The following is a 23817-nucleotide window of genomic DNA, read 5'->3' as shown; positions in this document are numbered from 1 at the left end:
AAGAATACAGTAACTATAACATGCTATTGTTTTACAGAATATCTTCACCCGAGGATTGTTTCGGAAATTTTAATTTGCTGAGTCTAGATAGATGCCACAATCGCCAATAGAACTTAAAGGCAGCAGTTTTACTCTTTCAGTTATTCACTTATACAGTGAAGAGCCTAAACTCATCAAAAAAGCGCTGCAAGATAAAGTAAGCCAAGCCCCTGATTTCTTTAAAAATGCCCCAGTTGTCATCAATATTGCGGAATTAACTGCACAGGCAGATTTATACAGCATACATAAATCTGTGGTTTCTGCGGGGTTGCGTATTGTTGGAGTTAGTGGGTGTACAGACCCTTTATTGCGCCAAAAAGCCAATGAAGCAGGCTTACCAATATTAAGTGAAGGTAAAAGCCAGAAACCTGTTGAAATTCAGACTGAGGCAAGTGTTGCCGCGGTACAAAATGAGCCCGTTTATCGTAAGACTCGAATTATCAATACCCCTGTTCGTTCTGGGCAACGTATTTACGCACCAAATAGTGATCTTATCGTCACAAGTAATGTAAGTGCAGGTGCAGAACTGTTAGCAGATGGTAATATTCATATATATGGTGTGATGCGCGGTCGTGCCTTAGCGGGTGCTTCTGGTGATATTGAAAGTCAGATTTATTGTACGCATTTGCAAGCAGAGTTAGTGTCTATTGCAGGTGAATATTGGCTGAGCGATCAAATCCCTGCTGAATTTCTCGCCAAAGCAGCTAAACTTCGTTTAGTTGATAACAAACTTAACATCGAATATTTAAATTAGACCTTATTTACAAGGAATTATTCATGGCACGCATAATTGTAGTGACTTCTGGTAAAGGTGGTGTTGGTAAAACCACTTCAAGCGCGGCCATAGCAACTGGCCTAGCACAAAAAGGGAAAAAAACTGTCGTAATCGATTTCGATATCGGTCTACGTAACCTTGACCTCATCATGGGGTGTGAACGTCGGGTTGTCTATGACTTCGTCAACGTTATCCAAGGTGATGCAACGCTGAATCAAGCCTTAATTAAAGACAAACGTACCGAAAATCTGTTTATTTTACCAGCCTCACAAACGCGTGATAAAGACGCATTAACCCGTGAAGGCGTGGAAAAAATTCTTGATGAGCTCGGTGATAATCTTGGTTTTGATTTTATTGTCTGCGATTCACCTGCAGGTATTGAAAGTGGTGCATTGATGGCGCTGTATTTTGCTGACGAAGCCATTATTACAACCAACCCAGAAGTGTCTTCAGTTCGTGACTCAGACCGCATTTTAGGTATTTTAGCCTCTAAATCACGTCGTGCAGAAAAAGGCCTAGACCCGATAAAAGAACACCTTCTACTGACCCGTTATAACCCAGGGCGTGTGACCCGCGGTGATATGTTAAGTATGGAAGATGTGCTGGAAATCCTTTGCATTCCATTAATTGGGGTTATTCCAGAAGATCAATCTGTTTTGCGCTCATCTAACCAAGGTGAACCTGTTATTTTAGATAAAGAGTCTGAAGCAGGCCAAGCTTACGATGACTGTGTTGCGCGTATTTTAGGTGAAGATCGCCCTATCCGTTTCATTGAAGAAGAGAAAAAAGGCTTCTTAAAACGCCTATTTGGGGGGTAAATAATGGCTTTATTGGATTTCTTTCTGTCGAGAAAAAAGACGACAGCGAATATCGCAAAAGAGCGATTACAAATCATCGTTGCGGAACGCCGCCGTGGTGATAGCGAACCTGCATACCTTGCTGATATGAAACGTGATATTTTGCAAGTCATCTGTAAATATGTTCAAGTTGACCCTGAGATGCTCTCAGTGCAATTTGAACAAAAAGACGATGATATTTCTGTTCTTGAGTTAAACGTCACACTACCAGAAGGTGACGAAATTAAAACAACTACAACAGAAAAATAATTCGCAAAGAAGCCGCTATGTTGTATGGCGGCTTGCTTTTACGTTAAATATTCCTCCATTTTTTGGCTCCAAGCGCCAACGTTTTTCTATTGGTTTTATTTATCTAAATTAAAATGGATCACTAAACTCACTAGCGGAGATACCCCAGCAGGCCTTTCACCCACCGATTTATACTGTTTTGTCGCATCAAGTACCGCCTTTCCCAATATCTCACTGCGCTCAGATTTAACTATCGTGGCATTCACCAAATCACCTTGTTGCGTAATTTGAAAATGTACCACAACAGAGCCTTGAATTTGCATAGCGCGTGCTCGTCGTGGGTATTGTTTATGACGTTCCAATTCATTACGTACTTTGGCTAAATATGCGAGCCGAATATCAGTAATATTTTCCCCTGCAACCGCGTTTTTCTGTGCACCTCCTTCACCACTAGCAACAGATTCGGCTTGGTTTTCCCCTACTTTTGCCTGCTGCTCTATTTCATCACTTTTGTCTTTTTTTACTTTTTTCTCCGTTTCAATGCGTTTTTTAGGCTCTGTCTTTCGCGGTTTCTCTGGCTTTGTGGGTATGGTTGGCTTTTTAGACGATTGACCGTCTTTGGCTTTCTCGCTAGGCGCTTTTGCCACTTCAATAACGGCTTTATCGACCTCAATAGGCGAATAAATTGCCCCCCCACTGTCATCAACAATCTCATCCACCTTAGCGATGTGTTTCTCAATCATCGCTTGGGTCACCGCAATGGCGGTAACCGGTGCATTTATTGGCATCATTATTTTGCTCGAATCACTGTGATTCAGTAGATGGTAATACACCAGCCCACCATGCAGTGCTAAAGAGCCAATTATGGCAAATAGAAAACGTAAATTCGTCATTTTACATTCCAATAAAAAGCCCCTTATACCGAGGTACAAAGGGCTTGCAGTTAGAATTTGCTAGTTACACTAAAGCGGAAAGTCCGACCTGGTGCTGGCATCATGCTACGCGTCAGTGGGTCAATGTAATATTCATCCAGTAGATTTGTCGCAATAAACTCCAACGAGAGATTTTTATTCACATGAAAATTCGCGTAAGCATCCGTAGTAAACACCGCATTCCAACGCATTGGGCTGTTATTTAACGGCATAAATTGATAAGGGTATTTATCCATAAATTCCGCTTCATCTTCATTTTTTGCCGTGCTGTGATAACGCATACGGCTTCCAACTTCTAATGTTTCATCTAAGAAACGCAGACCAAAATTGGCATGAATGCTGTATTTCGGTTGTAATTGGGTACGCAAATAACCACCTGGGAAGCCAGCTGTTATGCATTCAGAACCCCCAAATTCATTTTTAGGATCCATCAACATAAAATTGACTTGGTCACACACCTCATTCTTTAAGCGGTAATCAAAACCAACATCGCCAAAAACACTACCGTTATCGTAACGGGCGAGTAACTCTACCCCTGCCGTATTATGTTTATCAACTTGGGTAAAGTTTAAGTCCATATCCCTATCAAAAGCATTCGCCACGACGGTATTATAATAATTGACTCGTAAATCAGCATGGTTTTGTGCATTCAAGAACTCTTGGAAATTACGAACATAACCCAGCTCTATGGTGTGGCTACGTTCGGGTAAAAATGTGGGGGCAATATAGTTATCCACTGAGCCACCAGAAAAACCGACCGTGCTTTCAAAAATGCTGGGCATTCTGACCGTTTCTAAATAACGTGCAAAAATACGGTCATTTTCAGTCACATAAATAGTAGCCCCTAATGCAGGTGCCCACGCAGCGTCTTCCTTTCTTTTTGGTGGTCTAAACCGTTCGTCACCTTCGAATTTAATTTCATCCCAGCGATTTGGCGCATCACTTGCCCTATATTTTAGGGCTGTGAGCTGCGTGACGGGGTCAACAACCGTTTCTTTTAAATCTATTTCACCGTTATAAAAAGGGTTGTTTTTGCGGACAAAGCGTTTGTTTTCATCCGCCTGCCATTTAACTATTCGGTTTGTTTCTAAAATTCGAAACTCCAAGTCTTTTTTATTTCCCCTTTTTCTCCAAAAATCTGCATACTCTAAAGAACGAGCTGGCATGCCTAATGCCTCTTCAACCAGCTTTACTCTATCAAATGTTCGGTCATCTCTTAGTTCTTCAAATGTCTGCCCTTTTCTATCAACGTAGCTTTGGATTTTCTGGTATTCTTCAACTGTAAGCACACGGGATAACTGGAAGTTTCTTGCCGTTTTTTCGCTATTTAAGGCAAACCGTTCATCTTTGGCTGCCACTCGCCTTTCTTTTAAGGTATCTTTCGACCAATAGCTGATATATTGTGCCCCTGCATTGAACTTTAACCAATCTGTGGGCTGCCAATCCACCCTAACTGCGCCGTTATATTCCCTGCGCTGGCCTTCCCGTGGAACGGCTCTAAACATGCCTGATTTCGGGGTGGTGCGAGAACTATAAACATCAACTCGGCTGCCTATATGCTCATCAATTAAATTGCCCATCAATGTTAGGCTAAAGTCTGGGGCAAGCTGAAATTTATTCGAAAGTGAAACACCGTGGCGGTTATTTAGCTGATTTAATTTAATACCATCGACTAATGTCCCATCAATATTAGGGTCTCTTGGTCTGTTATGACTCTTAAACTCATTCTGCCAATCTCTATCAAAGGGCTCTCTCGGCTGCCCCCCTGCCGTATTTGAATTTAAATCTGTTCGAGTTAACCAATAACTTAAACGAAAATCGACCCAATTATGTGCATCAGGCTTAAATGCGTAATTAGCGTAAAAAGTATTCAAGGTGAGGTTGGCTAATGGCCATTGGACTACTTTACCGTTCAAATCATGGTAACGGATTTTGGATGGCATTATCTCCCCATAATGACTGCCTGTTCGGTAATAACCAAAAGAGATATCTTGCCCATGTGGTAACATAAAATTTAGCTTAGCTAACCATGTTGACATTTCCGCTGAAGTATTGCTGACCTCTTTATTTGGGCCAAAAACTTTAGCCGCAAAAGGAATATAAGGGTCAATCTGTTTTTTGCCATAATTGCCGTTATAGGTAATCATCTCTTCATCATATTGCTCCGCACCACGGCTTCCTGCAAAATAATTACCTTGACGGCGAACACTGTATGCCATCGTAACATTAAATTTTTCTTGCCGTGTTCCGACGGCAATACGTGCTGCGTTATCTTGTAAATTAAAAAAATTGGCACTGCCCTTCGTGTGTGGGTTAACTAATACCTCTTGGTCTTGAAAATAAATACCACGAAATGTTTGATAATCTAAAGAGTCAATAAAACGTTTATCGTCGCGGTAATCAATACCGTGGTTTAATGTACCAAGCCTCGGCTTAGTGGTATTACTGCTGGTTTCTAATTTAATATCAAAGCCAAATTTGTCATCAGGGTTAACCACATCATCAATACCTATTGTGCTAATTGCAATGCCGCCCCCTGTTGATGTACGTACATCACGGTCTAATGTTGCGCTTTTCATTACCAAAATACTGCTAATCATATTAGGGTCGATATAATTACGGTTATTTGCCCCGTTATAGCCGCGCCAAACCGTGATCGCTTGCTCCGTGCCGTCAACGGTCACAGGCACCCGCCCTTGCCCTTGTATCCCACGGACATTCGGGTCTAATGCGCCACTGTTACGTGCATCACCACTGTAAACACCAACTGCATGGTTAATGGTATCCGCAGGGTTGCTGCCTTTATAACGTTCCACTTCCTCTTTACCAATATAGATGTTTGATTCATCTTTATCGTACTGTTCATCCGCCTTTTTTTTATCCCGCTGTTTAATTGTGTTCGCTTTATCATTAACCTGAATTGAACCAACATCTTCACGTAATTGTGCAGATAATACGCTTGGCATACAGCATAGGGATAACCCTGTCGCGATATTGATTGCTATCACTATCTTTACTTTCATTAATCCTTCCGGTGAAAATTAAAATCGCTTAATAAAATTGACACCGACTTCACTTTGCTTAAAAGAATAAATAACATCCGCTGTGCTTTTATTTAATTGATTATTAAAATAGATAGATGGAGTAAATTTAAATATAGTTTTATTCCTGAGTGATAACTGCGTATTTAAATACCAGTTATGATCTTCCCTTTTGACATTAATGCTTCTATCAAATGACTTAAACTGCGTATTCTTATAACCCGTACTTATTAATAGTTCGAATAGATCATAATAATTTAAAACATCAACTTTAACGCCCTGTTGTTGATAACTATCACTCGATAGTTTTTTATCCCTATTCACCCCATGAAAGCTTAATGATAGTACTGTGCTTGGGGTTATTATATGTCGCCCCATTAGAAAATAAGATACATCAAGGCCATCATTAAAATCATAATTAGCAATATGGTAATTTTTATCTACGGATAAATGACCCGATAATACTACTTGTTCATCTAACGAATAGCCTATTGCCGATTTAATACCGATACTTGCATGTCGAAATTGGTTATCACACCAGTGTGTTTTAAACACAGGGAATAATTCAATTATTTTAACGTCATTCTGAAACTGATAACCCATACCAATAAATAGGCTATTTTTCCGACTTGTTACGTCCTTCATGGGCTCAATACCCGAGCCACCCAATAACCACTTTCCTGCATGCTGCTGGTAAATAGGGTATCGCTTGGAAGCTTCAACGCTATACTGCAATTTCCCGCCCGCTATCGGTTTACTCCCACTGCCCATACAGATTCGATAAGCACAATGTTGTTTATTTTTATTTGAGGCCTCATTTAAATTCAAATTATAACTGGAGCCAAAGCTGATTACCCCTTGCCAACTATTTTTATTTTGTAAGTAGGCGATTTGCTGGTTAACAAAATTTTTTATTTTAATCGGTAATTTATTTTCATAACTAATTTGTATTCCTTGATATACAGATAAGGCCTCTTCGTCACGCTTAATGTCAAATAAAACCCGTGCTAGTTTTAATTCAACAGCGAGTGTATTCGGTTTATCCTCTAATATTTCATGATAAAATGAAATCGCCTTATCATAGTTTCGTTTTATTATTTCTTTTTCAGCAAGGATAAATTTAACCAAATTTCTATCATGTTGTTGATAACTTATGTATTCATTAATAATCGCATCAATTTTTTTGAGCTCTCTTTTACGCAGGAAATCATAAAGGAGAAAACCCATTTCGTCGATGTTTTTTTGATTATTTACGTCTAAATAATGAGGAGGTTGTTGATTGTGATTATTTGTTTTATTTAAAATACCAACAAAAGGTTCATGATTTTCAGGTTGGGAAAAAACCAAAAAAGACAAACATGATAATACAATAATGGTACAGACATTAATTCCAAATTTAATAATATTAAACATACATAAATTACCTTTCAAAAATAAAAAGTAGGCAACGTATTGTGCCTACTTTTTACTCTTTCATGTTTAAGAATGGTTATTTAGCAATAATTAGTCAGCTTTTTTGCCACCAAATGCGGTGTCTAGCTCGTGGTGCCCCTCATATTTGGTGATACCCGCGACATGCTCCGCATTATCCCCAAAGAATTGCCCCATGCTTTTCCCTGAAATAGAATCATGGGAAACGGCTTCGGCTATTCCCTTAAATTTACCATCTTCAAGAATGTCCCCCGCCATGGATTGCTTTAATTCATTCCCCTCCAGTAACCCCTCATACGACTTCTGACCAAAGTCGACATTAAAGGTACCCGTTAGCTTACTTTCACCATCAAATTGGTTAACCCCCTCGATGTTATATACGGCGCTTCCATCAGTGGGAACCTCGGTACTAGCATTGTTACCTGAAAAATAAGCGGTATGCGTACTATCGCCATTTACCCCAGTTTGCGACCAGTCCCCATAATAGATTTCGGCATCCGCAACTTGACTAAATTGGAATTTCCCCATACCGCCGTGTGGGCTTCCACCACTTTCTAGCAGATATACATTATCGGGCTTCTGTGTGACCAAATTCTTTAACCCTGAAAATGCAATTGTTTTACCATTATGCGTACCGCGATAACCGATACCCGGTGCACCAGCAACACCACCATGAGGCCCCCCCATTGCCTCAGTCTTATCGATACGAATATCGACAATCTTTTCACCCTCGGTATAACTTTGGCTTTGCTGTGATGTAGCCTCTGCAAATACATTGGTAGAAGCCCCTGATAATGACGCCATTAAAACAACAAACGTTAATTTTTTCATTTGTCTTTCCTTGTTTTGGATATAACGAAGTGTACCTTCATATTAATGACTAACTCTATTTAGTCATTCCGTTTAAAACGAGACTGAGTATATAAAAATGATTTTTATTTACAAATAGGCTAATTATAATTTGAATTTAAATAATTAATTCAAAGAGAATTTTGTTTTCTTTTCATTTCAATAAATTATTTTATAACCCATACATTAATAATGGTCATAAAATCAAACTCAACGATAATATTTTACTTAAGTTGATTTATTTTTAAGACTAAATTCAAATCAAAAGGTAAAGCTATCTTTATAATAATTAGATTTAATAGTTTATTAAATAAAAAATGGGCACATGCTATTTGCCCATTGAATAAAATTAATTTATCTATAAATTAATTTTTAACACCACCAAATGCTGTATCGTACTGGTGATTTTCTGGGAAACTAACCATGCCTGCGACCAGTGCTGCATCTTGCCCAAATAACTGCCCAGTGCTTATCCCTTCGGCTTCGTCATTGACAAGTGCAGCACCTGAAAATTTCCCGTTCTCACCAATTTCACCATGAAGTTCAATTTTAGCGAACTCCCCATCTAATGAGCCCTCATAAAGTTTCTTACCAAAGTCAACAAGGTAAACTCCAGGCATTTTCCCACCGCTTTCATATTGGTTCAGACCCATAATGGTATAACTGGCTTGGCCTTCTGTTGGGATTTCATTTGTTGGCTCTTTCCCCGAATAAAACGCGGTGTGTTTGGGATCAGTAACATCCCCTGTTTGAGACCAATCTCCATAATAGATTTCTGCATCAGCAACTTGTGAAAAGCTAAACTTACCTATACTACCGTGATGACCTTCGACTTTATCTATGACATAAACGCCATTAGCTACTTTAGAGGCTTTATCCTTTAGCCCTGACAATGAAATTGTGATGCCTTCTGTCACGAAACGATAACCTAAGCCAGGGTTACCCTCATTTGCCCCACCACCGCCTTCATACTGTGTTTTACCAACGTCGATGTCTGTCTCGCCTTGGTTATAATTTTGGCTTTGTTGAGATAAAACGCCTGCCATTCCCATTACAGGTAAAAATATAAATGAAACAACTGATATTACGGTTGATACTTTCTTCATATACACGTCCTTTTCTATACTCAGATTAATATTATTTCAGACTAACTTCTGTTAGCCTTTTTATTAAAGCTAATTGAGTATATTTATGCCATATCAAAATACAAATATGTCTTTTATTATTTCCTTTATAATAATTTAAAGAAGCCAATCAATAATCAATTGAAAACAAATAAGAATAAAAAATAAAAAAAGGAATAAAATTAATTATTCCTTTTTTAGCCGATTATTTTCAGACTAAATTTAAATTACAAATTTTCTAATAACTTTGTGAGTGGCTCAGCCAGTAATTTACCACGCCAGCCTACCAATAATTCAGGTGGTGTGGTGGAAGATTTAATTCCCCAATGAATAGATAACAACTGATTTATTTGGCGTCTTGATGCTAATAATTCTGTATTAAACCTTTCATTCTCAGCAATATCTTTAACCAGCGCTTTAATTTCTTTAAAGACATTTTTATATTGGCTTTGTTCGGTAATATTCGCCACTGGTGCTGGGTATTGGCTTGCATCAAGCTTCTTAGCTTGTTCAACAATACTCAATAAGCGTTTACCATGACAACGAATTTCTTGCCCTGTCAACCCTAAGCTATCTAGTTCGCTGAGAGAGGTTGGTAGAAAGCGCGCAACTTTCCACAAATGTTCTTCTTTCACGACAAAGTTAATCGCCATATCCCGTGCTTTAGCTTGGTTCAAACGCCAATCAGCAAGTAATTGCAAGCATGCTAGCTGCTCATCACGTAACTGGCATGCATTGTGAATGTTTAAGTAGGCTCTTTCGGGTTTCAGCAGTTTTTGGCGACGGGCCACCACACGCTGACATTCATCTTTAGCATCTTCTAAATACCCTGACTCCGTGACCTTCTGCATAAGAATTTCAGCTAGTGGCAGTAAATACAGCACATCCGCGGTTGCATAGTCACATTGTTTCTCACTTAGCGGCCGCGCTAACCAATCTGTCCGTGATTCACTTTTGTCCAGCTCAATACCAAGATGCTCCGCGACCAATGAAGCAAACCCACATGAAATTGGATAACCCAGAAAAGCTGCAACCACTTGGGTATCAATCATCGGTTCGGGTACGCAGTCAAAATCATGCATAAATACTTCAAGGTCTTCACTCCCTGCGTGCAAGAATTTAAGCTGATTTGGGTTCGTTAACAGCGCTTTAAAAGGGCTGAAATCAGATATTGAGAGTGGGTCAATCAATGAAACTTGCTTTCCATCATACAGCTGTAGCAAACCTAATTGAGGATAATATGTTCTTGTACGAACAAACTCGGTATCCAATGCAAGCCAGGGTGCATCACTGGCGTCTTGGCATATTTGGGCTAGTTCGCTATCTGTGGTCACTAAACGATAATTCAAAACAAGTTTCTCTTTTTCTATTTTCATTACAGAGACGCCGGTATAAACCGGCGTCATCTATTCGTTATGTTTATACATTCTAAATCACTTTTAAGCAGGTGACTTATTTCTTTTCAATTTTTCTTCATCGCGCAAATCTTTACGGAGAATTTTCCCAACGTTTGATTTAGGCAATTCATCACGAAACTCAAATATTTTAGGGACTTTATACGCCGTTAATGAACGACGGCAAAATGTTTTTAGTTCATCCCCCGTCAGATTCGCATTTGTCGTGACAACGAAAACTTTCACTGCTTCCCCAGTACTTTCACTTGGTACGCCAATCGCCGCACATTCAATGACATCAGGGTGAGTTGCAATAACATCTTCAATTTCATTTGGATAAACATTAAAACCCGACACGATGATCATATCTTTTTTACGATCAACAATGCGGATATAACCTTCACTATCCATTTCTGCGATGTCGCCCGTGGCTATCCAACCATCAATTATCGCCTCAGCGGTAGAGTCTGGACGGTTCCAATAACCTTTCATCACCTGAGGGCCTTTTACCCACATTTCGCCAGGCTCACCCAGCGGAACCTCTTGACCTTCATCATTAAGAAATTTCACATCCGTGGATGGAACGGGTAAGCCAATACTACCACTATATGCCGTGAGATTATATGGATTCCCCGTAACTAGCGGAGAACATTCTGTTAAGCCATAACCTTCAAGAAGATGTTTACCTGTCAGCTTTTGCCATTTTTCAGCCACTGCCTTTTGCACTGGCATCCCGCCGCCGACCGATAATCTTAAGCGCGAGAAGTCCAGCTTTTGGAATTCTTCATTATGGATCCAAGCATTAAAGAGTGTATTAACCCCTGTAATTGAGGTGATGGGATAACGACCAAGCTGTTTGACTGTATCAGGTACGTCCCGCGGGTTGGTGATTAATAAATTAACTCCCCCCACATTGATGAAAAGCAAGCAATTTACTGTGAGAGCAAAAACATGGTATAGCGGCAATGCAGTCACCACGAACTCTGCACCAAATTTCAATACAGGGCCATAGGCTGCTCTTGCTTGTTCTAGATTTGCTAACATATTGCGATGAGTTAGCATCGCCCCTTTAGCCACCCCTGTAGTCCCCCCAGTATATTGCAAGAAGGCTAAATCGCTGCCTGCAATATTGGGTTTAATATATTGCATCCGATAACCGTAATGCATAGCACGACGGAACGAGATGGCATCGGGTAAATTGTATTTTGGTACTAATCGTTTTACGTATTTAACGACAAAATCAACAATCGTCGCTTTCGGCCGTGAAAGTTGATCGCCCATCCGGGTTAAAATAACGTGTTTAACTTTGGTGTTATAAACAATCTTTTCAAGTGTCGATGCAAAATTAGAAACAATGACTATCGCGGTAGTGCCGCTATCATTAAGCTGGTGTTCTAACTCCCTTGGGGTATAGAGGGGGTTAACATTCACAACAACCATTCCCGCACGCAATATTCCAAATAAAGCAATTGGGTATTGTAATAAGTTAGGCATCATTAAGGCAACGCGATCACCCTTTTTAAGACCAAGCCCATTCTGTAAGTAGGCAGCAAAAGCGCGGCTTCTTTCTTCTAATTTCCGATACGTCATCACTGCCCCCATATTAATGAATGCAGGCTGATCGGCATATTGGGAAACTGCGTTTTCCAGTAACTCTGCTAAAGAAGCGAAGCGATCAGGATTGATTTCTTCCGGCACATCAGCAGGGTAGTTTTTTAGCCAGATTTTTTCCAAAATGTTGCTCCTAAATTTAGTGAAGTTATTGTACCCAACATCTCTTTTAACAAATTATTAACTCATTGTACCAGTTTGAAAAACAGACAATGTCAAGGTTGAGAGGTCTATCACTAAATAAATTTTGTTCCTTCAAGAAAAAACAAGGCGACATACGCCGCCCTGCTTTCTTAAATTTCGTTAACCAGATGTAAATCTGTATAAGTTATGCCTAATTATACACTGATCTTGGCTAATTTTGGAGATGTGTTCAGAAAATTCTGCAATCAATTCAGCTTGTAAGCGCAGATTCATAGGTGAATGAGGAATAAAATATTATTTAAATCACTTTTTACGTATTTATATCTAATGCTAATCGATAGATAACACCCAACAAATAATAAACGAAAGGGATCATGCATTCTTTTTCTTACGATTGGGTAATTTCTTCGCTTCTTCTTGATAAAAATCACTCAGCCGGTCTGAACCCACTTGTTGGCCTATATGGCTTTCCCCCATAAAGGTCAAAAAGAACTCAATGGGGCCGTATGTTTTCTGACTTGTTAATCGTCTAGCAAGTATAATCGTGGCTTTTCGTATCCAATCAGGCAAATATTTGATTTTAATCTCTCTGTTTAGTGCCTGAGCCGCTATTTGGCTTATTTCATTCAATGAGAGGATTTCTGGCCCTCCAACAGAGAGCGTATTTTGTGGTTGTGATAGTCCACTGACAATAAATTCGGCCAAATCCCTACCAGATATCGGGTTAATTTTAACCTTACCATCACCAAACAAGTATATGCGCCCTGATGCTGCCATGTTAAGAAAATCGCGCATATCACTGAAGTAACCATTTGGTCGAATAACCGTCGACGCGATTGTTGAACGTTTTAGCTCATTAACAAATCGCTCTTTTGCTTGGAAGATTTTTAAATCCTGATGTTTGTCACCATCAATGGCAGACACATAAACGAAATGTTGAACTGCGGAACGCTCCGCTTCTCGTAACAGATTTGAATTACCTTGGTAGTCCACATCCATGTAGGTCATACCATCTTTTTGCCTTGTTATGCCCACAGTGCTGATCACAATATCCATCCCGTCAGCCACATTCATCAATGTTGTCGGCTCGGTCACTTGTCCTACAACGATATCATCCGCCGCCGTCACTAAATTTACCTGAGCTGTATTTCTCACTAATGCTCTAACCCAATACCCTTGGCGCTTCAATTCACAAACAAGGTACTGGCCTAAATACCCTGTTGCACCAGCAACGAAGACTTTCTGCATTTTTTCTCCCACAGATACACAGATCTTTACCCCCCACAGATAAAGAGCATTATTAAAGAGAAAACCTGAAATGCCAACAATAACAACTATATTTATCACATTGTTATTATTATTTTTCCGAAAGAGGTGAATTAAGCTGGCATATTGTACCTCTATGCCAGCTTTGGGAATACCCTTGGTTATTCAGTGAGATAAGTATGGACTTGTGCGGGGCCACCTGGGTAGCCGTAACCATAACCCCATGGGTGGTTATAGTAGTATGGATCGCCATAATAGCCATAACCCCATGGGCCTGATGGCGGGATCATCACACTTTGCGCGACATTCCAGCGTTGAAAACCGGTAACATCAAGCGTCACATATTTATAAGGAACTTGCCCAACTTTCCCCTGCTGTTCTCCCGTCACTTTCCCAACAACAGTCACATAGCGGTTCGTAAAGTCACTTGGCTCACGAAAACCGTTAATATAGGCATAGATACGCCCAACTGACGGCGCATTGAGTTCTGGTGCCGCATCGTATTTGCTCAGTGCCATCACCGCGATTTCTAAACGTGTCCGTGTAGGCTCATTCGCTACTGCGAGGACTTTACCGCCAAAACGTGCTTCCTGACCAATATACATTTCAGGGGCATTTTGAATGGATGTTAAGCTATCAGCGGGATTTTGAACTGACCCTTGGATTGATGCAGGTATAGAAACGCACCCAGTTAATGTTAATACGCTGGCAACAAACAGGCTTTTCAGTACATTACGGCAGTTCAATTCAATGTTCATAGACTACCTCCGATTAGCAACAGTATAAATTCAGGTCATACGGTTTAAAATAGTCTGTAGCAAAGAAGACACGATATGTTAAATCGGTTAGATATAAATAGGATACTTATTAATCATATCCTATCTTTATGAATGATTCGATGTGTTTTTTATGCATTAAAAAAGGCTATCTGTTAAAAAATAGCCTATTATTTTGGTCGTGTCGTCGTTAGACTCATTCACGACCTGGAAGTTTTTTCCACGTCACTTCATTACGTAAATAGGTCGGTTCCACATTCTCAACGGCAACTGTTTTACCTTGAAGCCATAATTGTGCTGCAATCGGTAACATGTCTTGAGCATCAGGCAATGTTATTTGGCTGTCCTTAATGGGCTCATCACCACTGAGTAAGGATGGGTATGCTTCCCAGCCAGTGCCTGCATAACTCCATTGCCCTGAAATACCTGCAAATCTAGTTTTAAAATCATCAGGTAATAAGACAGCTTCAGTCTCTTCGCCTTGCCAAACACCTTCAGCAGTACGTGAATATTGCGCGCAATAAATTTCAGACATACGGGCATCTATCGCCACCAGCACGTTTGATTGACAGGTTGTGCGGAATACACCTTGCGCCAACGCCATCAATGATGACACGCCAATCATTGGTAAATCTGCCCCTAATGCTAAGCCTTGAGCGATACCTACCCCAATACGTACCCCAGTAAAACTTCCTGGTCCGCGGCCAAAAGCTAACGCATCCAGTTGATTTAGCGTGACCCCCGCTTCAGTTAACACTTCCTCTACCATTGGTAAAACTTTTTGCGTGTGTTCACGAGGTGAAATAGCAAAACGTGAGATAATGTCGTCACCACATAATAGTGCGACAGAACAGGCTTCAGTTGCTGTATCGACAGCAAGAATACGACTCGACATGCCTAAACTCCGGCAAATTAACAGATTTCAATTGAAAGATGCGGCTTATAGTAGCATAAACCGCCGATAGGATTGCAGAAAAACACACAGTTATTTCTCGGCTGCTAGCGCGCTTTTTTCTGCTAGAAAATTTATCGCTTTGGTTAGACTGCGTGTTCGTGGCGAAGGCGGCAAGCTACGCAAAAACACTTCACCATAAGGGCGCGTTACTAAGCGATTATCACAAATCACGATTACACCGTAGTCACTGGTATCACGAATCAAACGCCCCACTCCTTGTTTCAACGTGATCACCGCATCTGGCAACTGCACATCCGCAAACGGATCACCGCCTCTTAGCTCACAATCCTCAATACGTGCTCTTAAAAGCGGGTCATCTGGCGCAGTAAAAGGCAGTTTATCGATAATCACACAGGTTAACTCATCGCCGCGCACATCGACACCTTCCCAGAAGCTACTCGTTGCGACTAAGACTGCATTGCCTGCCGCAATAAACTGTGCAAGTAGTTTGTTTTTACTGCTTTCCCCTTGCACCATAACGGGCAAAGTCAACGAGGCTTTAAATTCCTCAGCCAGCTCTCGCATCATTAAGTGAGACGTACAGAGGAAAAAACAGCGTCCCTGATTTTTCTCGATGAGTGGCCGCAACATTGTTGCTAGTTTCTGTGCAATTCCCCGTTGATTTGGTTCAGGTAAAAAACGCGGGACACACAACATCGTTTGGCTTTCGTAGTCAAAGGGGCTAGCTAACAACAACGTTTTCGCTTTAGTGAGCCCTAAACGGTCAGTAAAGTGGCTCAATTTTTCATTCACAGACAGCGTTGCAGAGGTAAATACCCAGCTCGCTGGCGTACTCGCTATCATTTCGCTGAATTTATCTGCAACGGTAAGTGGCGTTAACGCCAATAAAAAGTGACGCCCATAACTTTCAAACCAATAACTGTAACCTGGAATTGTGACATCTTTTAATCGATTCAAACGATTACGATAAACGGTAACACGTTCAAAGATAGAATCTAAACTTTGGGAACGCCCTAACGAGGTTTTGATGACTTCATAGCAAAGTTCCAAAGAATCATCGAGTAGTGTTAGAGCTCGCTGGACTTCATTTAGCTTTAACAAATCACGCAGATTTCCACGGAAGCTGTTTTCCCCCAGATTCAAACGGAAATCTAAAGTACTCTGTGTTAGCCTATCGGCACTTTTTTGCAGTTGGACCTGGTCTTTTAGTTCCGTGCGATAGGCCATTATCATATCGCGAGCAAGGTCGAGTAGTTGGCGGCTACTCAGCTGCTGGCCAAAATATTGACTAGCAATATCAGGAATTTGGTGGGCTTCGTCAAAAATCATGACTTCAGCTTCTGGGATCAACTCGCCAAAACCGGTGTCTTTAACGACGCGATCAGCCATAAACAGGTGATGGTTAACAACCACAACATCCGCTTCCAAGGCTTTACGGCGCGCTTTTAACACAAAGCATTCTTGATAACGAGGGCAGTCACTGCCAAGGCAGTTATCATTGGTGCTCGTCACTAAAGGCCATACGGGGCTGTCTTCTGCAATATCATGGCAAGTACTGGTATCACCTAGCTCTGATTCGATAGACCAACTGCGTAATCGTACAACGGCTGATAAAATTTCAGGTTCTAAACTCCCACCACCTAATGATTGCTGGTCTAATCGTTCTAAACACAAGTAGTTCGAGCGCCCTTTAAGTAACGCCGTGCGCCCAGTATAATTCATGGCATTAATAATGGTTGGCAGGTCACGATGATAAAGTTGGTCTTGCAGTGCTTTTGAGCCCGTAGAAACAATCACTTTTTTGCCACTTCTTAGCGCAGGCACTAAATACGCGTAAGTTTTCCCTGTTCCAGTCCCTGCTTCTGCAACTAAAACCTGTTTTTGTTCAATAGCTTCAGTGACTGCATTAGACATTGTCACCTGTGCAGCGCGAGGTTGAAAACCTGAAATTGTTTTAGCCAAAAAGCCGTCAGAGGAAAAGTCGTCGCGCACTACAGAAACCTATTCATTAGTAAAGATAAGACGCTCACTTTACCATGAGTTATGGCTCTGTGCTGTTCTAATTGTAGTTTCAGTGATCAAGCGATTTTCATCCCACTCGCAAGCTGTTATCCTTGAACAGAATAAATAATAAGGAATAATTATGACTATTAAACGTATTGACCCCGATAATCGTTGGTCTGAAGCAGTTATTCACAATAATGTGATTTATTACACCAGTGTTCCCGAAAATTTGGATGCTGATATTGTCGCTCAAACCGCTAACACACTTGCCGCGATTGATGTGATGTTAGAGCGTGTCGGTTCTGATAAAAGTAAAATTCTAGATGCCACTATTTTTCTAGCGGATAAAGCCGATTTTGCGGGTATGAACCAAGCATGGGACGCGTGGGTTGTTGCAGGTAGCGCCCCCGTTCGCTGCACTGTTCAAGCTCTGTTGATGAAACCTGAATATAAGGTTGAAATCAAAGTTGTTGCGGCAATTGACTGATCAAAAAAGGCAACTTAACCGTTGCCTTTTTACTATATTAAGTATGCTGTAATTTATTCGTTAATTAATTTTTTATTATCTATCACTTGAACATGTTTTTTAACAGGCTCATCAAGGAAATTGGTAATTAACGCCCCAACAAAATACAAACCTGCCACCAACCAAGTCACGCCGCTTGGCCCGATTAGGTGAATAAATAAACCAACTATTGCAGGCCCTATAACCACAGAAAGCCCTGTACCTAAATTCAATACGGACATGATTGCGCCTTTATCTTTTTCCACCATATTAGCTGACATAGCATCTAATGGAATATAACCCGCAACCCCTGCTCCCCAAACCATCGATAACATAAGAACAACCACGTAGTTTGCGCCAACAAATTGCGGTGCATAGAATAGAAGCAGCATACTCACTCCTGTTAATACACCACCACACCAGATGATGGTTCTTTTATGTCCGAACTTATCACCTGTGATCCCCCAAACAAGGTTAAAAATAATGTTACTGGTAAATGCAGCGCCCCAAATACTCAACCATTCCGTTGTGGTGAAGCCTTGCTCAATCATATAAATCGGTAGATAAACAGGGAATGCGTATTGTGATAATGAGTTTATGATTCGCAATATACAGGCGATAAACAATTTAGGATGTTGCTTAACGATGGTTAACCCTTTTAATACTTCTTGGACTTTTTCCGATGTTGTTCTTTGGCTTTCGGGTTTAATGTCATCTTTATTTAAACTTAACGCAAAGAATGCACCGACAATAATAAAGGCCAACGTTGTCCAAAGCGTATTAATATTTCCTAATTCTGTTACTGCCCATGTTGCATAGAATGTCGCTAATACCTGCATGCCGCCGGAAAACATAAAATAGAACCAACCATAGGCAGTACTGAGTTTATTTCTTGGGCTGCGATATGCTATCCACACCGAAAATGCATAAGCAAATAACGGATAGCCAAACCCTTTAATTGCCTGCATTAACAATAAGATAGAATATGACATTTCTTTTAGGCCAAGGGCAATAAAGCCTGTAATACCCACGAGACAAGCCAATGTGCCAATAAACATGGTGCGTTTTGCACCGAAGGTTTCGAAAAATACCCCCGCAAACCACGATGACAATGCAACGGTCACACCATAGATGGCAAACAGCGTAGAGACTTGCTGAATTGTCAAGCCGTTATCAATTAAATAAGGGCTTAACCAGCCAATTTCGACTCCATTACCAATCATAAAGATTAATACACCTAAATACCCCCATGAGAGTGAGCTGGGAATGCCTATTTTGTCGAGAACGTTGTGCTTATTATTCTGATTCATTTCAAACCTCATTGAATTATTCTTTTAAATATTTTGGTTTGTACTTCATGTTCGGATTAAAGGCTCAATTAACAATAAAATTGTCTATTCATGGGGTTTTAGGCAAAAGCATCCCGATATAACCCCATTAGATTATGTTTTTTATTGGAATATTAATATTGATAAGTGTTTATCTTAGAAGCAGGTATATGCCCCATCGACACGGAAATCTGCACCTGTGGTATAGGAGCTCATATCCCCCGCCAAATACACTGCAAGTGCTTCTAACTCTTCAGGTTTACCCATACGATGTACAGGGATAAGCTGTTCCCATTCTTTAATTAATGGTGCTAAATTGGGATCATTTAATGTCATTTCGGTTGCCATATAACCTGGACTAATGGTATTCACTCGAACATTTCTATCTGCCCATTCAACCGCCATATTGCGCGACATCGCAATGACACCCGCCTTAGATGCGGCATAAGAGCATTCTTTTTGCGGAATATTGGTAATGTGTGCTGACATAGACGCAGTATTAATAATGGAACCACCACCTTGTTTTAACATCACTTTTGCCGCCGCTTGTGCAGTTAAAAATGTCCCATTTAAATTCACATTAATCACACGATGCCAATCCTCAAGTGTATCTTCTTCAACAGGGACGGTGTGACCAATACCTGCATTACAAAAAGCCACATCAATACGGCCAAATTCACGTAAAATAGTTTCAATCATTTCATTGACGTCAGCAGGCTGAGTAATATCAGTGCGAATCGCGATAGTTTTATTATTATTGGCTTTTGCAATTTCTAATGCCGTTTTTTGTGCTTCCGCTAAATCAACATCAACGATAGCCACATCAGCTCCCGCCTCAGATAACGCAATCGCCAAGCGCTTGCCTATGCCGCGAGCGCCTCCAGTAACAAAAATTTTTTTGCCATCTAAACGCATTTTCTCTAAAATACCCATAGTGTATTCCTTCTTATTTGTTCTATCTAATCGTTATTCGCCAATAATCTGCACTCGTACAATACGACTACGCTCACGAGTTTGATCCATATCTGAAAAGTAAATCCGACCAAACTCCCCAAGTGTCATCGCCCCATCCAGCAATGGAATTGTTTCCGAACGCCCTAGTAGCACGGAGCGCAGGTGCCCATCCGTGTTTAGCAACCATTCAGGTTTTTCATCACGCAACTTCTGCGCATTTTCCATATGAATAGGCCCTGGATGCAGATACTGGGTTTCATATTGGCAAGTTGGGATCACTTTTTCGAAAACATTCAACATATCCTGTAGAATCAATGGGGTATTCCAATAAGTTGTATCCTCAGAGTCTTCCTGAATAAATACACTACAACTGGTATGTTGAGAGAAGACATTGACCATACCATTTTGAATACCCGATTCTTTGACCAACTTTTGAACACTCTCCGTAATGTCGTCAAAACTGACTCTTCGTGTTGTTTCAATTGGAATTATTTTATGAAAAACAGCCATACTTATTCTCCATTCGCTTGATTTCTTAACTGCCACGCGTCATTCACCGCAGCTATCATTTTTTCCAGCATCAGAATGGGATCATCCGCTTTTATAATCCCGCTTGTTGAACCTGTTGCATCTGCACCTGCTTGAATGATTGCGTACACATCTTTTTCATTACTGATCCCCGCGCCATGCAAGACTAAAATAGTTGGGTTAATAGCATGAATGGATTGGTTAATTCTCTGAATTTCCGCCATATCTTGCTCAGTTCGAATACCTTTACCTATCAACGCGGGTGATTCCGCTAAGATAATGTTGGGGGTTAAATGCGCGATCATCATCGCCTCTTCGCAACTTCCCGCACAGACTAGCGTTGCTAAGCCAACCAGCTTTGCTCGTACAATTGTTTTTGCTAGCACATCGAGGGATAGCGGTTTTTCTGCATGATTAAGTAGTACCCCAACAGCTCCAGCCTGTTTAATCGCTTCGGGTAATACTGCTCCAACTCCCCGGCCAGGCTCGTTACAGTCCATGTGCTGTGCAAATACTTTGATAAATCGTGTGTTTTTCGCAATATTTTCAATATCTGTGTATTGCGCAGTAAAGATAATATCTACACTATATTTTTCACATAAGCTGTCTGCTGCTTGTGCCAGCTCAAGTGCTGCTTCACCATAAAGGTAGGTTTTAGGGCCAATCTCAAAAAAAGGCGTATTCAGGTTTAGCATTGTCTTCATGCAGCCCTACCCAATTAATTTTTTTAAGAATTTTGCTGTTTCGGGCAGCGTTTTTGCTGAAATGCCACAAGTGCTACATTCAAGACAAACAAACCCATCAAACCCAACTTCTCTCAATACATTAAACCCTGCCATCCAATCAATTGAGCCATACCCTGGTAATAAGCGGTTGTTGTCCCCTAAGTGCACATGTCGAATATCTTTTCCTGCATAGCGAATGCTATCTGTGATATTGCTTTCTTCGATAGACATATGGAAAAAATCGGCAAGTACACCTGTGTTCGCTAAAGCAAGCTCATCAATAATGTCTTTACATTGTTTGATACTATTTAAATAAGGGCTTTCATAACGATTAATGCCCTCCAATAACATATAACCCTGCGTCCCAGCCAATGGTGCGGTCAACTCACGATACATGTCTAAAAAGCCTGCATGCAGCTCGGCATTCATTGACTGATAGGGATTAAACAATGGCAGTGGGTCTTGAACGCCGTAAGCAAATTCAAGTTCAGTAACGGCACCTAGTTCACCCGCAATTTTCGCAGCAAGCTTATACATTGCGCGGCTTTTTTCTCGCAATACCAAATCATCACTCATCAAATGACCATATAAATCATCACTAAAAGCAAATTCACACGGTTTGACTCCTGTGTTTTTTTCTAAATCAAGGACTTCTTGATAAAGTTCATCCGTCCATTCGCTATACTTTATAAATAACGCAATCCCATCAAATCCCCATTTTTCAAGTTGTTGTGCTTTTTCTGTTATTGTTTTCCCTGACACCATTAGGTTGGCGGCTGCTATTTTCATCATGACCTCATTTTTAATTGTGATATTTCTCTTGTTACCTTCGCTAGAATTACAACGTTGTAATTATTGGGTAAAAATTTTTTGCATTAAGCTTCGTATAACGTCTTCCTATCTTTTGCTTAAAACCTCTACCTACAAGTTTTTTTAACGTTTAAATCAGTGTTATAATTACAACGTTGTAATTTATTTTTTACTTAATGTCGCTAAATCGCAATTTAAAGTCAATAGATGTATTTACAGAAAAATAACAACAAATCCATTTTGTGATGGATATCTTAATTTTATTTCCTTTTAAACCCGAAAGCCCAAAAGATAACAAATACTGTTTAATATCAACTAAATAAATCAGAAACAATTAATTATTGAAACTAAACCGAAAAACAGTAGGTAATTAATAATTCATATAAATGTGAAATTTCTTCTGGCCATATCAAAAAATAATTTACCTATTTCAAAATCGCTATAACACTCATTGACAACGTTGTAATTGTTATTTACTCTGAAGTTAGTTAACCATTTTATCTATAATTTTGAATTCGAATAAGGCCGATACGATGGCATCAACCAATAAACCTGTTACGATAAAATCGATAGCCAAAGAGCTGAATATTTCATTTTCAACTGTCTCAAAAGCGCTCAATCATAACCCTGCGATTAAAGAAGAAACGCGTAAGCTTGTGCTGCATAAAGCCAATGAAATGGGGTATACCCCAAATTCATTGGCGAAAGGTTTACGTGGTGATTCAACAAAAACAATTGCCATTATTTTTAATGATATTGAAAATCCAGTTTTAACCTACATTTTTCGTGATATTGCCATTACGATGGCAAAGCATGGCTATACCACCATGATTTTTGACTCACAATTTAGTGAAAAAATTGAACGAGCTAATATCCAAGCAGTGTTATCTCGTTTACCTGACTTTATTATTCTTGAACCAACGTCAATGAACCCTGCTAATTTGCAGCTTTTATCTGAATTCTCAAATAAATTAATTGTGCAAGGTGCCCACTATGACAATATTAGCAGCCACCATGTTCATGTTGATTATGAACAAGGTGGTTATTTAGCAGCCTCTCATTTATTGAGTCAGGGCCATAAAGATTGTTTAGTGATCACAGAAACACTGAATTTTCCAACCAGCCGTAACTATGTATTAGGAATCAAAAAAGCCTTTGCTGAATATGGAGTACCGTTTGATGATGAACGCGTAAAAATTGCCAGCTCCTCAATAATGAATGGTTTTCAGGTCATTCAATCCCTCTGGGATACGAAAAAGCATGCATTCAACCTACCTTTAACTGCCGTAATGACATTTGACGATAATCTGGCATACGGGGTGTATAAGGCCGCAATGCAGTATCAGTTTTCAATTCCTGAAGATATCAGTGTTATTGGCTTCGATAACAATCCATTATCTATTTTTTCCACGCCTCCACTAACAACGATACAACTACCGAAAGAAAAAATAGCGGAAAGCCATATTAGTATTTTACGTGCGTGTTTATTAAAAGGTCGATCTGAAACCTGCTTTTTCTCGTCTGAACCAACGCTAATTAACCGTGGTTCAGTAAAAAATCTATTACAAAAATAACGAGGA

General features: G+C 40.2%; 21 protein-coding genes. 5 read left to right on the top strand and 16 right to left on the bottom strand.

Features of this window, described 5'->3' with window-relative positions:
- Nucleotides 1-91 precede the first annotated feature (91 nt).
- From minC to minE, 3 genes are read left to right on the top strand one after another with little or no spacing between them, the layout of a single operon-like run.
- Nucleotides 92-793, top strand: a complete 702-nt coding sequence (gene minC / locus KDJ85_RS08450) for a septum site-determining protein MinC (RefSeq protein ID WP_225819272.1) — start codon at nucleotides 92-94, stop codon at nucleotides 791-793.
- A gap of 23 nt (nucleotides 794-816) precedes the next feature.
- On the top strand, nucleotides 817-1632 hold the full coding sequence (gene minD / locus KDJ85_RS08445; protein WP_225819271.1) for a septum site-determining protein MinD: 816 nt from the start codon (nucleotides 817-819) through the stop codon (nucleotides 1630-1632).
- 3 nt (nucleotides 1633-1635) lie between these two features.
- Nucleotides 1636-1920 (top strand): cell division topological specificity factor MinE, encoded by a 285-nt coding sequence (minE, locus tag KDJ85_RS08440; protein WP_206084203.1) that lies wholly within the window; start codon nucleotides 1636-1638, stop codon nucleotides 1918-1920.
- A gap of 95 nt (nucleotides 1921-2015) precedes the next feature.
- Here minE and KDJ85_RS08435 read toward each other — a convergent pair whose 3' ends face one another.
- The 11 genes from KDJ85_RS08435 to KDJ85_RS08385 all read right to left on the bottom strand — a co-directional run bounded on the left by KDJ85_RS08435 (nucleotide 2016) and on the right by KDJ85_RS08385 (nucleotide 17375).
- A complete protein-coding gene (locus KDJ85_RS08435) occupies nucleotides 2016-2792 on the bottom strand; it encodes an energy transducer TonB (RefSeq protein WP_225819270.1) in 777 nt (258 codons plus the stop codon).
- 50 nt (nucleotides 2793-2842) lie between these two features.
- Nucleotides 2843-5854 carry a TonB-dependent receptor plug domain-containing protein gene (locus tag KDJ85_RS08430; RefSeq protein ID WP_225819269.1) on the bottom strand — a complete coding sequence of 1004 codons (3012 nt, stop codon included), beginning with the start codon at nucleotides 5852-5854 and terminating at the stop codon, nucleotides 2843-2845.
- 18 nt (nucleotides 5855-5872) lie between these two features.
- Nucleotides 5873-7285, bottom strand: coding sequence for a surface lipoprotein assembly modifier (locus KDJ85_RS08425; protein ID WP_225819268.1), 1413 nt, complete (start codon nucleotides 7283-7285; stop codon nucleotides 5873-5875).
- Between the two features lie 90 nt (nucleotides 7286-7375).
- Complete coding sequence (locus tag KDJ85_RS08420) at nucleotides 7376-8134, bottom strand: Slam-dependent surface lipoprotein (RefSeq protein ID WP_225819267.1); 759 nt, start codon at nucleotides 8132-8134, stop codon at nucleotides 7376-7378.
- Nucleotides 8135-8517: 383 nt separating this feature from the next.
- A complete protein-coding gene (locus KDJ85_RS08415) occupies nucleotides 8518-9258 on the bottom strand; it encodes a Slam-dependent surface lipoprotein (protein ID WP_225819266.1) in 741 nt (246 codons plus the stop codon).
- A 245-nt stretch (nucleotides 9259-9503) separates the two neighbouring features.
- The gene (rnd, locus tag KDJ85_RS08410; protein ID WP_225819496.1) at nucleotides 9504-10625 is read right to left on the bottom strand and encodes a ribonuclease D; all 1122 of its coding nucleotides are present in this window, start codon (nucleotides 10623-10625) and stop codon (nucleotides 9504-9506) included.
- A gap of 90 nt (nucleotides 10626-10715) precedes the next feature.
- On the bottom strand, nucleotides 10716-12404 hold the full coding sequence (gene fadD, locus KDJ85_RS08405; RefSeq protein WP_225819265.1) for a long-chain-fatty-acid--CoA ligase FadD: 1689 nt from the start codon (nucleotides 12402-12404) through the stop codon (nucleotides 10716-10718).
- A 393-nt stretch (nucleotides 12405-12797) separates the two neighbouring features.
- Nucleotides 12798-13673 carry an SDR family oxidoreductase gene (locus KDJ85_RS08400; RefSeq protein ID WP_225819264.1) on the bottom strand — a complete coding sequence of 292 codons (876 nt, stop codon included), beginning with the start codon at nucleotides 13671-13673 and terminating at the stop codon, nucleotides 12798-12800.
- Nucleotides 13674-13852: 179 nt separating this feature from the next.
- A complete protein-coding gene (locus tag KDJ85_RS08395; RefSeq protein ID WP_225819263.1) occupies nucleotides 13853-14449 on the bottom strand; it encodes a Slp family lipoprotein in 597 nt (198 codons plus the stop codon).
- A 214-nt stretch (nucleotides 14450-14663) separates the two neighbouring features.
- On the bottom strand, nucleotides 14664-15362 hold the full coding sequence (gene tsaB, locus KDJ85_RS08390) for a tRNA (adenosine(37)-N6)-threonylcarbamoyltransferase complex dimerization subunit type 1 TsaB (RefSeq protein WP_225819262.1): 699 nt from the start codon (nucleotides 15360-15362) through the stop codon (nucleotides 14664-14666).
- Between the two features lie 90 nt (nucleotides 15363-15452).
- Nucleotides 15453-17375: a DNA repair helicase YoaA gene (locus KDJ85_RS08385; protein WP_225819261.1), complete on the bottom strand. Its 1923-nt coding sequence runs from the start codon at nucleotides 17373-17375 to the stop codon at nucleotides 15453-15455.
- A 151-nt stretch (nucleotides 17376-17526) separates the two neighbouring features.
- Here KDJ85_RS08385 and KDJ85_RS08380 point away from each other — a divergent pair, with 151 nt between their 5' ends.
- Nucleotides 17527-17874 (top strand): RidA family protein, encoded by a 348-nt coding sequence (locus KDJ85_RS08380; protein ID WP_110591678.1) that lies wholly within the window; start codon nucleotides 17527-17529, stop codon nucleotides 17872-17874.
- A 53-nt stretch (nucleotides 17875-17927) separates the two neighbouring features.
- Here KDJ85_RS08380 and KDJ85_RS08375 read toward each other — a convergent pair whose 3' ends face one another.
- The 5 genes from KDJ85_RS08375 to KDJ85_RS08355 form a co-directional block, all read right to left on the bottom strand.
- A complete protein-coding gene (locus KDJ85_RS08375; protein WP_225819260.1) occupies nucleotides 17928-19202 on the bottom strand; it encodes an MFS transporter in 1275 nt (424 codons plus the stop codon).
- A 174-nt stretch (nucleotides 19203-19376) separates the two neighbouring features.
- Nucleotides 19377-20153 carry an SDR family oxidoreductase gene (locus tag KDJ85_RS08370; RefSeq protein WP_225819259.1) on the bottom strand — a complete coding sequence of 259 codons (777 nt, stop codon included), beginning with the start codon at nucleotides 20151-20153 and terminating at the stop codon, nucleotides 19377-19379.
- A gap of 33 nt (nucleotides 20154-20186) precedes the next feature.
- Nucleotides 20187-20684: a secondary thiamine-phosphate synthase enzyme YjbQ gene (locus KDJ85_RS08365; protein ID WP_225819258.1), complete on the bottom strand. Its 498-nt coding sequence runs from the start codon at nucleotides 20682-20684 to the stop codon at nucleotides 20187-20189.
- Between the two features lie 2 nt (nucleotides 20685-20686).
- Entirely contained in the window at nucleotides 20687-21406 is a 720-nt protein-coding gene (locus KDJ85_RS08360) for a triose-phosphate isomerase (RefSeq protein WP_225819257.1), read from the bottom strand.
- A 6-nt stretch (nucleotides 21407-21412) separates the two neighbouring features.
- Complete coding sequence (locus KDJ85_RS08355; protein WP_225819256.1) at nucleotides 21413-22219, bottom strand: TIM barrel protein; 807 nt, start codon at nucleotides 22217-22219, stop codon at nucleotides 21413-21415.
- Nucleotides 22220-22770: 551 nt separating this feature from the next.
- Between KDJ85_RS08355 and KDJ85_RS08350 the strand changes: the two genes are divergently transcribed.
- Nucleotides 22771-23811 carry a LacI family DNA-binding transcriptional regulator gene (locus tag KDJ85_RS08350; protein WP_225819255.1) on the top strand — a complete coding sequence of 347 codons (1041 nt, stop codon included), beginning with the start codon at nucleotides 22771-22773 and terminating at the stop codon, nucleotides 23809-23811.
- Nucleotides 23812-23817 lie beyond the last annotated feature (6 nt).

Source organism: Providencia vermicola, from assembly GCF_020381325.1.
In the GTDB taxonomy this organism is placed as follows: Bacteria; Pseudomonadota; Gammaproteobacteria; order Enterobacterales; family Enterobacteriaceae; genus Providencia; species Providencia vermicola.
The sequence above is the reverse complement of the archived record's forward strand: the minus strand, read 5'-3'. Positions and strand labels throughout refer to the sequence as shown.

Coding starts and splice junctions, on each gene's coding strand:
- KDJ85_RS08380 (WP_110591678.1), top strand. CDS start 17,527: ATGACTATTAAACGTATTGACCCCGATAATCGTTGGTCTGAAGCAGTT.
- KDJ85_RS08355 (WP_225819256.1), bottom strand. CDS start 22,219: ATGATGAAAATAGCAGCCGCCAACCTAATGGTGTCAGGGAAAACAATA.
- KDJ85_RS08425 (WP_225819268.1), bottom strand. CDS start 7,285: ATGTTTAATATTATTAAATTTGGAATTAATGTCTGTACCATTATTGTA.
- tsaB (WP_225819262.1), bottom strand. CDS start 15,362: ATGTCGAGTCGTATTCTTGCTGTCGATACAGCAACTGAAGCCTGTTCT.
- minD (WP_225819271.1), top strand. CDS start 817: ATGGCACGCATAATTGTAGTGACTTCTGGTAAAGGTGGTGTTGGTAAA.
- minC (WP_225819272.1), top strand. CDS start 92: ATGCCACAATCGCCAATAGAACTTAAAGGCAGCAGTTTTACTCTTTCA.
- KDJ85_RS08370 (WP_225819259.1), bottom strand. CDS start 20,153: ATGGGTATTTTAGAGAAAATGCGTTTAGATGGCAAAAAAATTTTTGTT.
- KDJ85_RS08395 (WP_225819263.1), bottom strand. CDS start 14,449: ATGAACATTGAATTGAACTGCCGTAATGTACTGAAAAGCCTGTTTGTT.
- KDJ85_RS08360 (WP_225819257.1), bottom strand. CDS start 21,406: ATGAAGACAATGCTAAACCTGAATACGCCTTTTTTTGAGATTGGCCCT.
- KDJ85_RS08375 (WP_225819260.1), bottom strand. CDS start 19,202: ATGAATCAGAATAATAAGCACAACGTTCTCGACAAAATAGGCATTCCC.
- KDJ85_RS08430 (WP_225819269.1), bottom strand. CDS start 5,854: ATGAAAGTAAAGATAGTGATAGCAATCAATATCGCGACAGGGTTATCC.
- KDJ85_RS08420 (WP_225819267.1), bottom strand. CDS start 8,134: ATGAAAAAATTAACGTTTGTTGTTTTAATGGCGTCATTATCAGGGGCT.
- minE (WP_206084203.1), top strand. CDS start 1,636: ATGGCTTTATTGGATTTCTTTCTGTCGAGAAAAAAGACGACAGCGAAT.
- KDJ85_RS08365 (WP_225819258.1), bottom strand. CDS start 20,684: ATGGCTGTTTTTCATAAAATAATTCCAATTGAAACAACACGAAGAGTC.
- KDJ85_RS08350 (WP_225819255.1), top strand. CDS start 22,771: ATGGCATCAACCAATAAACCTGTTACGATAAAATCGATAGCCAAAGAG.
- KDJ85_RS08435 (WP_225819270.1), bottom strand. CDS start 2,792: ATGACGAATTTACGTTTTCTATTTGCCATAATTGGCTCTTTAGCACTG.
- KDJ85_RS08400 (WP_225819264.1), bottom strand. CDS start 13,673: ATGCAGAAAGTCTTCGTTGCTGGTGCAACAGGGTATTTAGGCCAGTAC.
- KDJ85_RS08415 (WP_225819266.1), bottom strand. CDS start 9,258: ATGAAGAAAGTATCAACCGTAATATCAGTTGTTTCATTTATATTTTTA.